The following is a 14,148-nucleotide window of genomic DNA, read 5'->3' as shown; positions in this document are numbered from 1 at the left end:
CTGAGAAGCAAACGAGCAGGAACCGCCGCTCGACCCGCTACCTGTCGGTCACGCCTTGCCCAGGCCGGCTGGCCCCGACTCCAGCAGCCGGACGAAGCCGTCCTCGTCCAAGATCGGCAGCTTCAGATCCTCGGCCTTCGTCGCCTTGGATCCGGGGCTGTCCCCCACCACCACATAATCGGTCTTCTTCGAAACCGAGGACGCGGCCTTCCCGCCGCGCTCGATAATGGCTTCTTTCGCCGAATCCCGGGTGAACCCGGTCAACGAGCCCGTCACCACAACCGACAATCCCTCCAAAGTCTGTGGCAATGACTTTTCATCCGAAGGCTGTTCGTCGGCCATCCTTACTCCGGACGCGGCCCAACGCTCCACCACCTCCCGATGCCAGGGCTCGGTGAACCATTCCACGACCGCCTCCGCGATGATCTGGCCGACCCCTTCGGTGGTAGCCAGGTCATCAACAGAAGCCGAACGAATCGCGTCCATCGACCCGAACCGCTCTGCCAGTGCCCGCGCCGCCGTCGGCCCCACATGACGAATCGACAACCCCACCAGCACTCGCCACAGCGGTTGCTGCTTCGCCGTCTCCAGGTTCGCCAACAGTTTGTGTCCGCCCGCCGAAAGCACCCGTCCATCGACGACCTGCTCAGGCGGGTCGGACTTCTTGGCCGTGCGTGTGTACAACGGCACCCGCATCAGTTGGTCCGCATCCAGATCGAACAAGCCAGCCTCGTTGGTCAGCACCCCGCTGGCCAGCAGGCCACGCGCACCCTCCCAGCCGAGCGCCTCAATGTCAAACCCGTGCCGCGACGCAAGGCTGAACAGCCGCTCGGTCAACTGCGCCGGGCATGACTTCGAGTTCGGGCAGCGAATGTCCTTGTCGGATTCCCTCTCCGGACGCAGCTTGGTCCCGCATACCGGGCAATGCGTCGGCATCTCGAATTCTCGCTCGCTGCCGTCTCGCAGGTCGACCACCGGGCCGAGCACTTCCGGAATGACATCGCCCGCCTTGCGCAGCACAACGGTGTCTCCGATCAGCACGCCTTTGCGCTTCACCTCCCACGCGTTGTGCAACGTGGCGCGCGCGACCGTGGAACCGGCAACTTTGACCGGCTCCATCACGGCGAACGGCGTCACTCGTCCGGTTCGCCCGACATTGACCTGAATATCGAGCAGTTTGGTATTGACTTCTTCGGGCGGATATTTAAAGGCGATCGCCCACCGGGGCGCCCGCGATGTAGTGCCCAGATCTTCCTGCTGATCGAGATCGTCCACCTTCACGACGATGCCGTCGATCTCGTGCAGCAGATCGTGCCGGTGCTCGCCGTGATAGGCAACATAATCCAGCACCTCCCGCGTCGAACCAACGACCTGGTAGGCCTGCGAGGTCGGGAATCCCCAGTCGGTCAGCACCTCATATGCCTGTGACTGCCGCTCCAGCGCCAACCCCTCATGGGCACCGATTCCGTGCACGAGCATCCGCAACGGACGAGACGCAGTCACCGCAGGATTCTTCTGCCGCAGCGATCCGGCAGCGGCATTGCGGGGATTCGCGAAGGGAGGCTTGCCTGCCTCGACCAGCGAGGCATTCAGGTCAGCGAAGCCCTCAATCGGGAAAAAGATCTCCCCACGGACCTCGAGCAACTCCGGATGACCCGATCCCGGCAGAGTGTGCGGGATCCCGGCGATCGTCCACACGTTCGGCGTGATGTCTTCACCGACCCGGCCATCACCCCTGGTCGCACCGGAGACGAGCCGCCCGCCTCGATACACCAGATCGACCGCCAGCCCATCAATCTTGAGTTCGCACAACCAGCTCGGCTTACGTCCGCCCAGGAGCCGATCCGTCCGGGCTAACCAATCGGTCAATTCATCAATGCTGAAGACGTCGTCCAAACTCAGCAGGCGCTGCACGTGGGTCACCGGGGCGAAATCGGTCACCCGGTGCGCGGATCCGACGCGCTGGGTGGGCGAATCGGGGGTTCGCAACTGCGGGAACTGCTTCTCCAGCTCCTCCAGCTCGCGCATCAAGCCGTCGTATTCGGCGTCCGACATGGTGGGCGAATCCAGACCGTAGTACGCCTCCTGGGCGTCGTTGATCTGGTCGGCGAGTTCGCTCCAGCGATGCTGCTCGTCCAGCCCGGCCTCGGCAAGCTCCGGGGTTTCCTCCGGTTGCAGCTCTTCAGCAGCGATCTGATCGTCTTCGGATGACATGGATCTATCTTTCCAGTCCACAGCGACAATCCGCGATATCGATCCGATTGCCCGATAGTCAGGCGAACAACGAGCGGTTCTCCGCGTTGGCATCGTCTGTGCCCGATTCAGCTGGGTCGCTAGGCACTCCCTGTTTACAGTGAACAGGCAGTTTGATGACCTATGTGCCATCCTGGTCCGAGGACGATCGGCATCGTCGGATCGAAACACGTGCAACTGGTGCTGGGCGATCGGAAAATTGAGAATGATACCGGTGCCCGGCCCGGCTCTCACCGCAATCGAGCTACCAGAGCACCGACTCGAAAATGATTGAGGCTCCCGGGTTTCCGGGAGCCTCAATAGCCGACATACCTACTGTCAGATCACAAATCGAACTTCGGCACCTGCAAGGTGGTCTCACGAGCCGCATCGAAGGCCGCCAGCACCTGACGCTTGTTGAACTGTTCAGGCCTGTTGACAAGCCAGTTCGTCAAATCGTTCTCGCCCAGCACGGCAACTTCTTCGGGGAACCGCTCGATCACCATGCGCCGATCGTCGACCGGCACGATGACACCGGTAATGCCGGCATCCCAGCGCATGGACGATGAGAAGTCGTCCGCTCGCCGCTGCGCCTCGCCGCGGATCTCGGGAACATAAGGACGCTGCTCGCCGTCGACCAGAAATTGGTCACCAGTGACGTGCAGCTTCGAGCCCGGCAGATACTTTGCGCTCAGCAGGTAGATACCGCCCGGGCCGATCGCCCAATGGTCAAGCTCCGCGCCCTGTTCGGTAGCTCGGGTTGCCTGCAGGAATCCCCAACGGGGATCCAGACCCGACAGCCGCACGAGCTGAGAAGCCAGCAATTCGTTCGGATCAATCAGGGCGCGCCTCGCGGCGGAATCGCCGCGTCCGAGCAGCCAACGATCGAGCCGCGCACGTATCGGCGCCTTGCGGCGTGGATTCTCACGAACGATCGGGAAATGGTCGAAACCGAATCCCGGAGCCACCATGTCGGTGATTTGTGCTCGACGGGGCGCCACTTGCAGACGCGGTGCGTCATCATCGGCAAAATAGCCGCGCCGCGCGGTCGTTGCCGGTGCAGCAATCTCCTCGAGCTGCTCAGCGACTGACATGTCGTTTCACCCCATCCAGAACGGCACACTTCCTTGATCTTCGCGATACATCGTAGGAAGCAGACACAGAAATAACCGGACGCCACGCGGAGCGCGTCCTGAAATAAGTCGAAGATACGTCTCAGGTAGTAGCTGCGCCCGACGTGGACCGCGGTTGAGCAGAAATCAGTCGAAGATCGGGTCCCGGTCGCGGCTGCGCTTCAACTCGAAGAAGCCATCGGCAGCGGTCACCTTCGACACACCGTCGAACAGATCGCCTGCCGCCTCGCCCTTGGGCGCCGGCGAGATCACCGGGCCGAACAAGGCCTTGCCGTTGATGTGCAGCACCGGAGTACCGACGTCGCTGCCCACCGGATCCATGCCCTCATGGTGGGACTCGCGCAGCGCCTCGTCGAATTCGTCCGTCTGGGCACGATCAGCGATCGCCTCGTCGAATCCGCACTCCCGCAAGGCGGCCTTGACGACCTCCGGGTCGCCGACGGTTTCGCCGTTCGGGTGGTAGCGGGTGCCGATAGCCGTGTAGAAGTTACGCAGGCCTTCGCTGCCGTACTGCTGCTCCACACCGATCGCCGCGCGCACGCCGATCCAGCCGCCCTTCATGTGTTCCATGTAGTCGGGGTCGAGATCGCGTCCCTCATTGAGTACCGAAAGGCTCATCACATGGAAGACGGTGTGCACCGGGCGTACCTTCTCCACCTCGAGCATCCACCGCGAAGCCATCCAGGCCCACGGGCACATCGGATCGAACCAGAAATCAACCTGCTGTTGTGCATCGCTCATGACAACAAGGCTAATCCCGGATTCATCGGCTTCCAGGCGCTGCACCGCGGTTTGCGCTTTACGTGAATCCCGCGCGGATGAATATCACCGAGTGCCGGCGCTCGAGTGATGCGACCGGGGGTAAAAGGCGCCAGGCGCCGAGCATGCCTGAATCCCGCGAGGCGAAAAGAAATTGCCAGGCTCAACCGGTAACCTCCAAGTGTTATGTGTTTGCGGGTGTGACCCAGATCTGCCGACGGACGCCGTAGCAGGCGCTAACCGGACGATCTGAGTGCGGGCGTCCCAATCAGTGGGGACGCGTCCGGGCCCGGCGCGCATGCGGACGAACAAAGATTGGAAGGCCCATGACCAGCTCGGTGAACATCACCCGGGAAGAAGCCAGGCTTCGCTCCCAGCTCATCACCAACCACGCCTATCGTGTATCGATCGACCTGACGGGACGCGGGCTGGACGACGAGCCTCTTGCGGATCCGGCCGCTACATTCATCTCCACCTCGACCATTCAGTTCGCCAGCGAAGAAGGCAGCAGCTGGCTCGACCTCATCGCCGACGAGGTCATCGACGCCTGGCTCGACGGAGTGCAGCTGCCTCACGATGCCCACGACGGCTATCGGCTGGCACTTCAGCTGAGCAGCGGCGAACACCAGTTGACGGTCACCGCCCTGTGCCGCTACTCGCGGACCGGTGAGGGACTGCACCGCTTCGTCGATCCGGCCGACGGCAAGGTTTATCTCTACACCCAGTTCGAAACCGCCGATGCCCGCCGCATGTACGGCTGTTTCGATCAACCCGATCTCAAGGCGAGCTACGAGCTGACGGTCAAGGCGCCCGAGAACTGGAAGGTCTATTCCAACTCACATCGCGTTGATCCCGAGCCTGCCGGTGACGGGTTCGCCACCTGGCGCTTCGATCCGACGCCTCCGATCTCCAGCTACATCACCGCATTGGTCGCAGGCGAATTTCACGTGCATGAGGGCGAGATCACCTCGATCAGGGGCACCATTCCGGCTGACTTCGTCTGCCGCGAGTCGATGGCGCCGTATCTCGAATACGAGCAGATGGGCACCACCACGCAGCGTGGTTTCGAGGTCTACGAACAGGCCTTCGGACGCGAATACGCCTTCGACTCCTACGATCAGATTTTCTTGCCCGAGTACAATGCCGGCGCGATGGAGAACGCCGGGTGCGTGACCTTCCGCGATGAGTATCTCTTCCGCTCCAAGGTCACCGCGGACGACTACGCCCGGCGCGACAATACGATCCTGCACGAACTCGCCCACATGTGGTTCGGCGATCTGGTCACCATGCGCTGGTGGGATGACCTCTGGCTGAACGAGAGCTTTGCCGAATGGTCCGCCTACTACTGCCAGAACGAGATCGCGCACCGCTACGGCGGCAATGATCCCTGGACGACCTTCGCCAACATGCGCAAGCTGTGGGCCTACCGTGTCGACCAGGCACCCGGCACCCATCCGATCGCCGCCGACATGGTCGACCTCGAAACCGTCGACCAGAACTTCGATGGCATCACCTATGCCAAGGGCGCCAGCGTACTCAAGCAGTTGGTCGCCTACGTGAGCGAGTCGCTGTTCCTGGCCGGAGTTCGCGATTACCTTCACGAGCACGCCTGGGGCAACACCACTTTCGCCGATCTGCTGGATGCCTTGCAGAAATCCAGCGGACGCGACCTGTCGGGCTTTGCGTCCGAATGGCTGGAGACCACCGGCGTCAATCTGGTGCGCGCCGACTTCGACCTCGCCGAAGACGGCAGCTATTCCCGTTTCGAGATCGTGCAGAGTGCCGATCCGGCTCATCCGACTCTTCGTACCCAACGGCTCGCCATCGGACTCTACGACCGCCGCACCGGTGGCCTGCTGCGCCGCGAATCCCACGAGATCGATGTGACGGGTGAGCGCACCAGCGTGGACGCTTTGATCGGCAAGCCGCACGCTGACCTGGTGTTGCTCAATGATCGTGATCTCAGCTACACGAAGGTCCGTCTCGACCAGGCCTCGCAGCAAGTGGTCACCGAGCACCTGAGTGAACTCGTTGATCCGCTGGCTCGTGCCGTGGTCTGGACGAGCGCCTGGGACACCTGGCGCGATGCGGAGATGACCTCGTCCGATTATCTGGATCTGATCTTGAACGGGCTGACGACCGAGTCCGATGTGACGGCCACCATCAACCAGTTGCGGCAGGCCCATCTCGCGGTCACCCGCTACAGCGCTCCCGAACAGCGTCATCAACTGCGGGCTCGCCTGATCGCAAGCCTCGCCGAGCTGCTGAAGACTGCGCAGCCGGGCTCGGATCACCAGATCGCCGTTGCAGATGCCGTGATTTCTGCGGTTGATTCGCCTGCCGGAGCCGGCCTGATGGAAGGCTGGCTCGCCGGCGAGGAGGTGCCCGAAGGACTGCCGATCGACGCCGATCGTCGTTGGTCGATCGTCACGACTCTCGCCCGGCTGGGGCAGATCAGCGCTGCTCAGATCAACGCCGAACACGAGTCCGATAAGACCATCTCGGGTGCCGAGTTCGCGGCCGGTGCACGTGCAGCACTCGCCGATCCGGACACCAAGGCCGAAGCCTGGAGGCTCGCAACCGATGATCCCGACGTGCCCAATGGCACTCATATCGCGATTGCCGGCAACTTCTGGAAGTTCGGCCAGGAGGCGCTCGTGGCCGGCTACCAGGACGCTTATCTCGACCTTTGCGATCAGATCGCGACCTCGTCCGGCAGCTGGGCGAAGCGCGGTCACGTGGCCCGGCAGACCGCACTCAATTATCTATGGCCCGCGCCGCTCGCCGATCGCGAGTGGATCGCCAAATTGGACGAGTGGATGGCCGCTCGTGAGTTGCCCGAGCAGGTGCGCCGCGTGCTGACCGATTCCAGGGCCGAAGCGCTGCGTGGCATCAAAGTGCAGGAGTTCGGTCTGGCTGCCGCGGGCTCCGGCCCGGCCGCAGCCGATTCCACCCCGGCTGCATCCGAGCCCACCCCGGACACATCTGGGCCCGGCCAGGCAGCGAACGAGAGTGACCAGGCCGCTCCCGGAACCGCCCAGGCAGCCAACGGGAACCAGCAGTGACCAACTACCGGATCACCGGCGCGCGCTCGGCCGCCGGTGATCCACTGCAGTTGAACATCGTCGACGGACGCCTGGCTGCCGAGCCTGCGCCAGACGCCGAGTTGATCGATGCCGACGGGCTGTTGGCACTGCCGGGCTTCGTCGACATGCACACCCATCTGCGCGAGCCCGGGTTCGAGGCGTCCGAGACCGTGGCAACCGGCACGGCGTGCGCGGCCCGGGGTGGCTTTACGGGCGTGTTCGCGATGGCGAACACCGATCCGGTGACCGATTCTGTTGACAGGGCCGCCCATGTTGCCGAGCTGGGCCGCGAGGCAGACAACGCCGAGGTCTTCCCGGTCGGCTCGATCACCATCGGGCTCGCCGGTGAACAGCTCTCGCCTATCGCTGCGATGGCCGATGCCGGGGTGAAGATGTTCAGCGACGATGGGCGCTGCGTGATGAACTCCGCCCTGATGCGCCGTGCGCTTGAGCTCTCGGCCGCGCACCAGGTGGTGATCGCCCAACATAGCCAGGACCACGTGTTGGCGGGTCCGGACGCTGCCGCAGACGAGGCCTCGGTCGCCGCCGAACTCGGTCTGACCGGGTGGCCGTGGGCCGCCGAGTCGACCATCATCGCTCGCGACGTGCAGCTGGCCGAACTCACCAGCGGCAGGCTGCATTGCTGCCACATCACGACGGCCGAAAGTGTCGACGTGGTGCGCTGGGCAAAGGCGCGCGGCATCAAAGTCACGGCCGAGGTAACCCCGCATCATCTGCTTCTCGGGTCGGATCGGCTGTCAGGGCTGGATACCACTTTCAAGGTGAATCCCCCGCTGCGCGGTTCCGAAGATATCGAGGCGCTTCGCGAGGCGCTGGCCGACGGCACCATCGACGTTATCGGCACCGATCATGCTCCGCACGATCTGTCGGCCAAGCAGGGTGATTTCGCCCATGCCAAGCCTGGCATGCTCGGTCTCGAGCAGGCGTTGGCGTCGGTTGTCGAGACGATGATCAATACCGGACGCATGACCTGGGCAGACGTCGTCCGGGTGATGAGCACCGCACCCGCGCAGATCACCGGAACGACCAACACCCAGGGCGGTTCGCTGCGTCCCGGCGAGGTCGCGAATCTGGTACTGGTCGACCCCATCAGGCGCGCCGTTGTCGATCGGGAGAAGTCGAGTTCGAAGGCCCGCAACAACCCCTACCATGGCCTCGAACTGCCCGATCCGATCGAGATGACGTTCTACTCAGGTCATCTCAGTTACTCGCGCCGGTAGGCGATTAGCGCCAGTATCCGGTTATTACTGGCCGCCGATTGGTAGCGGCCGGAAACCTGCGGAGTCAGGCTACGTGCAAACAGAAGGTGTCCCCGCGACCCAGAGTCGCGGGGGCACCTTCTTTCAGTTGCTGCCAAGGCAGGCCGGACGCGAAGTGTCAGGGCTGCATGGCCTCCATCTCCTGAGCCTGGCTCAGTACGGTGGCGGCAACCTGGTCGTCGTCCACCTCGAGGAAGGCGAGCACCGCCTTCACGGCCCCCGCCAGGTCGGTAGCGCGCACATCGTCAACCAGCGCTGAGACGGCTGCATCCGAGATCGGCGCGCCGATACCGCGCAGGTGCAGCGTCCACCCGGCGACCGCACGAGTGGCACCGCTGGCGACCGCACCCCGGGCGGCGAATGCCTTGATATGTGGCACGGTGCGGATCGGGAGCTTCTGGCTGCCGTCGGCGGCGATCCGGGCCAACTGATCCTTCATCTGCGGATTCGTGAACCGCTCCAACAGTGCTCCCCGATACGCCTGCTTCTCGTCGTCGGGCAGCGGAACCTGCTGTACCGCGTCGTCCCAGAAGGCATTCACCCAGCCGGCAACCCGCTCGTCGTTGATCGCCTGGTAGACGGTCTCCAATCCGAGCACCGGAGCGCAGTAGGCCATCAACGAATGCGCGCCGTTGAGCAGATACAGCTTGCGCATCTCATGGGGGCCGATCTCGTCGACGAACTTCGCGCCGACGGACTCCCAATCGGGATGCGGGGTTGTGAAATCGCCGGCCAGCACCCATTCGGTGAACGGTTCGGTGACGACCAGCCCGGGATCGGTGATTCCGGTCAGCTCGGCGACCCTGGCGGCATCTTCCTCGCTGGTGTGCGGGGTGATGCGGTCGACCATGGTGGTGACGAATCCGACGTTCTCGTCGATCCAGGTCACCAGGCCCGGATCGACATATTCGGCGGCCTGCCGGATCACGGTCTCGGCCATCGTGCCGTTCTCGGGAACGTTGTCGCAGGGCACGAAAGTGATGGCTCCCGCCCCGGCGGCCCGCCGGGCCAGCAGGCCCCGCACGAACTTCGCGGGGCCGGTGAAGACCGGCACGTCGAGCTGTCCTGCCTTCAGTTTGTCGAGGTCGGCGATCACGTCGGCGTTGCCCAGATCGAGATTGCCATCGGGTTTGCGGCAGTAGCCGGCCTCGGTGATGGTCGAGGTGACGATGACGACCTGGGGGTCGGCGAACAGCTTCGTCCATGATTCGATGTCGTGCGACCGGAAGGTCTTCGAGACCGAGCTGATCACCTCAACCTGATCGCCCTCGGGCGCCTGCACGTCGAGCTGATAGAGGCCCTCTTGAGCGTCCAGCGCATCGTCACGGGCCGAGACCCTCGGCGCCAAGGTGGTGCGGCCGGGGAATCCGGCGATGCCCCACTGATCGGCGTCGGTGGCGTGCTCGGTGTACCAGGCCTGGTGGGCGCGGGTGAAGTTGCCGATACCCAGGTGGACGATACGGATCGGCGCGGCGGGACGGCCGTCCTCGGCGCGGTTCAGGGTGTGGTTCACAGCTTGAATACCTTCTTCGGGTTGTCGACGACCAGCTTGCGGGCCTGCTCGATGGCCTCGTCCTCGTCGAGACGATGGGCGGAAACCAGGTTGGCCAGATGGGTGGCGTCCAAGCGGCGCATCATGTCATGGCGAGCCGGGATGGAGCAGAACGCGCGGGTGTCGTCGATCATGCCGGAGATGCGGCTGAAGCCTGCCATCTCGGTGACCGACTGCTTGAACCGCATGATCGACTCCGGCGCATCGATGAACCACCAGGGCACACCGATAAAGACCGAACGGTAGAAGCCGGCCAATGGCGCGATCTCACGGCTGTAGACGTCCTCGTCAAGAGTGAACAGCACGAGGTTGAGATTCGGGTGATTGCCGAACCGGTTGAGCATCTCCTGAGTGGCGCGGGTGACCTCGAGGGCTTCGGGGATGTCGCAGCCGACATCGGCTCCGTACTCCTCGAAGGTGGCCCGGTCGTGGTTGCGCACGGCACCCGGATGCAGGGTGATGGTCAGGCCGTCCTCGGTGGCCATCCGGACCTGGTCCATCAGCAGGTGGTGATGCAAGGCGTCGGCTTCGGTTGCGCTGATCTCACCGGAGCGTGCCTTGCGGTAGAGCCGCTCGGCGTCCTGGGCGTCCAGGTAGGCAAGGTTCAGATCCTGGATGCCGTGATCGGAGCTGACGCCACCATGAGCCTTGAAGTAGGCGCGGCGGTTCTCCAGAGCGTCGGTGAACCCGGCCAAGGTGGAAATATCGATGCCGGTCACCTCGCCGAGCTTGTCGGCGGATTCGTTCCAGTTCGCATTGCCCGGGGTCAGGTACTTGTCGGGGCGGAAGGTCGGCACGACACGATGCCTGGCGGAGAACTCGGTGTCGGCAGCAAGTTTCTCATGCTCGTGCAGATCATCACACGGGTCATCGGTGGTCGCGATGAACTCGATCTTGAACTGATCCATCAATGGCTTCGGACGATGGTTGTTGTCGTCGTCGATCCAGGCCTGAATGGTGTCGTAGATCTCGTCTGCGGTCTCGGCACTCGGACGCGTGCGCACGCCGAAGACACCCACCAGCTGGTCGGTCAGCCAGTAGCGCATCGCGGTGCCGTTGAAGTCGCTCCAGTGCTCGCAGAAGGTCCGCCACGCCTTACGGTTGTCGTCCTCGGTCATGTCGGTGCGGGTGACGGGGACGCCCAGCTCGGACAGTTCGACGCCGTTGGCGTGCAGGATCCGGTTGATGTAGTGGTCGGGGGTCAGCAGCAGCCGGGTGGGGTTATCGAAAGAGAGGTTCTCGCTCATCCACGACGGCGGCACGTGGCCGTGCGGGGAAATGATCGGCAGATCCTTGGTTTCGGCATAGATTCGCCTCGCGATCTGCCGGACTGCCTCGTCCGTCGGAAACAGGCGATCTTCATGCAAAGTGAGTTCAGAAGCCATGGCCACATTCTGATACATCGACGACGTCTCGCCCGAACCGTTGCCAGCAGTTGCCAGTTGCCGCTGGCGGGAACGTGACCCCGCTTTTGCATGCTGGTCAGGAACTTCATGCCCTTGTCTGATGGGTCGCCCAAGGAACGATTCACCGCCGAACCGGCCCGTCCAGCTACGCGCCAATCTGCCGGTCCCACGTGCTGCTCACACATCCAAGGCCGGATTCAGGCGGTATCGTAAGCGGAAACGTCATGAGGCGTGACGAAGAACCGGCACCCACCATCGTCCTTCGGATCGCCCAAAGGCTTGCGCGAATGGCCTCAGCCGCGACTGATGACATCGTGGCCCATCCGCCCAGGCTCGAAGTCGATTCAACCAGGAGCATGTCATGTCCATACCCACCGTCGGCGGTCCCGGCTATCACATCGGGGTCGAGGAGTTCGAAGGGTTCGTCGCGGAGGCCATCGGCGAGATCGATCTCGCAGGCAAGAATGTGTGCCTGATCATTCCGGACGACACCCGTGGCTGCCCGATGCCCCGCATCTTGACCGCGGTCTATCGGGCCGTCATCGATAAGGCCGCGAGCGTGACCTGTGTCATCGCGCTGGGCACTCACGAATACATGGAGCCGGACGAGATCGCGCAGTGGACCGCAGGCGATTCAGCCGCCGACCCGGCGCAGGTCTATCCGGGCATGCCGATCATCAATCATCTCTGGAAAGATCCCGAGCAGCTGGTCAACGTCGGCCATATCAGCGGCGAGCGCATCAGCGAGCTGTCCGGAGGCCGACTCGAGATCGGCTCCGATGTGCTGATCAACAAGACCGTTGTCGAATCGGACGTGAAGATCATCGTCGGACCGATCCTGCCGCACGAGGTGGTCGGTATTTCCGGTGGCAACAAGTACTTCATTCCGGGCTGCGCGGCCCATGAGCTGATCGACATGACTCACTGGGTGGGCGCGCTGATCACCTCGGCGAAGATGATCGGCACCACCGGCATCACTCCGGTGCGCGCCATGATCAACGAAGGCGCCAATCTGATCGGCGGCGAGAAGTACTGCCTGGCGTTCGTGGTCAAGGCCTACTCCGACGAGTTGGAGTCCGCGTCCTTCGGATCGCCCGAGGACGCGTGGGCCGAGCAGTCCAAGGTGACCGCCCAGACCCACATCACCTATGTCGATGAGCCCTTCCCGAATGTCATCGCGCAGATTCCGAATCGCTATCACGACATCTGGACGGCGGCGAAGGGGTTCTACAAGACCGAACCTGCGGTCGCCGACGGTGGCGAGACCATCATCTATGCTCCGCATATCACCACGGTCTCCGAGGCTCATCCCGAGATCTACCAGATCGGCTATCACTGCCGTGACTACTACGTGAAGCAGTGGGACAAGTTCAAGGACATCCCGTGGGGTGTGCTCGCGCATTCGACGCATGCCCGTGGTGCCGGCAGCTACGATGCCGAGACCGGGGTGGAGGATTGCCGGTTGAAGCTGACCTTCGCGACCGCGATTCCGCCGGAGGTCTGTGAGTCGATCAACGTCGGCTACCGAGACCCGGCGACCATCCCTGCGCTGATGGACGACCCGAACTTCCATGTGGTCACCGACGCCGGTGAGGTGCTGTTCCGGCTGACGGGCGACCGTCCAGCAGAGTAGCAGCACATCCCCCGCCGACGGGCGCGATGCATGCCCGTCGGCGGCGATTCCGCTCGCGTTACGGACCTCGGCGGCGATCCCGCTCGCGCTATAGATCCTGGCTCGCGGCACAACGCAAGCAAACGCCATAACGCGAGCCAGAGCATCTAGCAGATGGACGACGCGGTCAGACCCGACCCATGCAAGAACAAGTGGCGGCGAACCACCGAGGGCCCGAACCACCGAGGGCTCTGCCAGACCTCAGCGGCGAACCGCCGGCCCGGTCGATTCTCGGACGATCAGCCGCATCGGCAACACCGACGGATGATCGGCCGTCGTCTCCGGCTCCCGGCCGTTGACCAGCGCGATGACGGTGCGTGCGGCCCGCTCCCCCAGCAACGTCAGCGGCGACGCGATGGTGGTCAAGCCCGGGCTGACCAGATCGGAGACGAAGACGTTGTCAATGCCGACCACCGACAGCTCACCCGGCACGTGCAGCCCGGCTGCCTTGGCCGCGCGCATGATTCCGACGGCGACGATGTCATTAAAGCCGATCACAGCAGTCACCCGCTGCTCACGGATCTGCGGGAAGATGCTCATTCCGCCGCGAACCGTAGGAGCGGTCGGCCCGACCCGGTGCTCCACGAGATCGAGTTCATAACAGCCCTCGCGGAATGCGCGCTGCCTGGCTCCGTCCGCCCAGGAAGTGGTGGGACCACTGACGTAGGCGACCCGGCGGTGCCCCAGTTCGGCGAGATGCTCCAATGCCCTGCGCATGCCCCGGGCGTTGTCGGTGATCACGCACGGCAGCCCGGGGACGAGCCGGTTCAGCGACACGACCGGCGCTCTTTTGGCGGCGCTGCGCAGCACGGAATCTGGCAGTCGCGAGGTCGCGACGATCATGCCGTCGACCAACGGCATCGTCCGATCGAAGAGCCGGCGCTCCAGTTCATCGTTTTCTTGGGAGTCGGCCAACATGATGGAGAAATCTTCGGCGACCGCGACATGCTCGGCACCACGAATGATTCCGAAAAAGAACGGGTTGGTGATGTCGGTGGCGCTGATGCCCAGCATCTTCGAATGATGTG

9 protein-coding genes are annotated in these 14,148 nt (G+C 63.5%); 3 read left to right on the top strand and 6 right to left on the bottom strand.

From position 1 onward, the window contains the following. Positions 1-48: 48 nt before the first annotated feature. The 3 genes from ligA to QQ658_RS03720 all read right to left on the bottom strand — a co-directional run bounded on the left by ligA (position 49) and on the right by QQ658_RS03720 (position 4,106). Positions 49-2,214: an NAD-dependent DNA ligase LigA gene (gene ligA, locus QQ658_RS03730; protein WP_286026330.1), complete on the bottom strand. Its 2,166-nt coding sequence runs from the start codon at positions 2,212-2,214 to the stop codon at positions 49-51. A gap of 362 nt (positions 2,215-2,576) precedes the next feature. Beyond that, entirely contained in the window at positions 2,577-3,326 is a 750-nt protein-coding gene (locus tag QQ658_RS03725; protein ID WP_286026329.1) for a hypothetical protein, read from the bottom strand. A gap of 165 nt (positions 3,327-3,491) precedes the next feature. After that, positions 3,492-4,106, bottom strand: coding sequence for a mycothiol-dependent nitroreductase Rv2466c family protein (locus QQ658_RS03720; protein WP_286026328.1), 615 nt, complete (start codon positions 4,104-4,106; stop codon positions 3,492-3,494). Between the two features lie 344 nt (positions 4,107-4,450). On the opposite strand from QQ658_RS03720, the gene pepN reads away from it, so the two are divergent. Together pepN and QQ658_RS03710 are read left to right on the top strand one after the other, a co-directional pair. Continuing rightward, positions 4,451-7,189, top strand: coding sequence for an aminopeptidase N (gene pepN, locus QQ658_RS03715; RefSeq protein WP_286026327.1), 2,739 nt, complete (start codon positions 4,451-4,453; stop codon positions 7,187-7,189). Continuing rightward, positions 7,186-8,451 carry a dihydroorotase gene (locus QQ658_RS03710; protein ID WP_286026326.1) on the top strand — a complete coding sequence of 422 codons (1,266 nt, stop codon included), beginning with the start codon at positions 7,186-7,188 and terminating at the stop codon, positions 8,449-8,451. The genes pepN and QQ658_RS03710 overlap by 4 nt, the downstream gene beginning before the upstream one ends. Positions 8,452-8,608: 157 nt before the next feature. On the opposite strand, the gene QQ658_RS03705 is transcribed toward QQ658_RS03710, so the two are convergent. Both QQ658_RS03705 and uxaC read right to left on the bottom strand, forming a co-directional pair. Beyond that, positions 8,609-10,003, bottom strand: a complete 1,395-nt coding sequence (locus QQ658_RS03705; RefSeq protein WP_286026325.1) for a mannitol dehydrogenase family protein — start codon at positions 10,001-10,003, stop codon at positions 8,609-8,611. Next, positions 10,000-11,427, bottom strand: a complete 1,428-nt coding sequence (gene uxaC, locus QQ658_RS03700) for a glucuronate isomerase (RefSeq protein WP_286026324.1) — start codon at positions 11,425-11,427, stop codon at positions 10,000-10,002. Before uxaC ends, QQ658_RS03705 begins: the two co-directional genes overlap by 4 nt. A gap of 382 nt (positions 11,428-11,809) precedes the next feature. Between uxaC and QQ658_RS03695 the strand changes: the two genes are divergently transcribed. Further along, a complete protein-coding gene (locus QQ658_RS03695) occupies positions 11,810-13,081 on the top strand; it encodes a lactate racemase domain-containing protein (protein ID WP_286026323.1) in 1,272 nt (423 codons plus the stop codon). A gap of 240 nt (positions 13,082-13,321) precedes the next feature. Here QQ658_RS03695 and QQ658_RS03690 read toward each other — a convergent pair whose 3' ends face one another. Then, positions 13,322-14,134, bottom strand: a complete 813-nt coding sequence (locus QQ658_RS03690; RefSeq protein WP_502928945.1) for a LacI family DNA-binding transcriptional regulator — start codon at positions 14,132-14,134, stop codon at positions 13,322-13,324. Between the last annotated feature and the right edge of the window lie 14 nt (positions 14,135-14,148).

Source organism: Propionimicrobium sp. PCR01-08-3, from assembly GCF_030286045.1.
GTDB lineage: Bacteria > Actinomycetota > Actinomycetes > Propionibacteriales > Propionibacteriaceae > Brooklawnia.
This window is presented reverse-complemented; position numbering and strand designations above follow the sequence as displayed.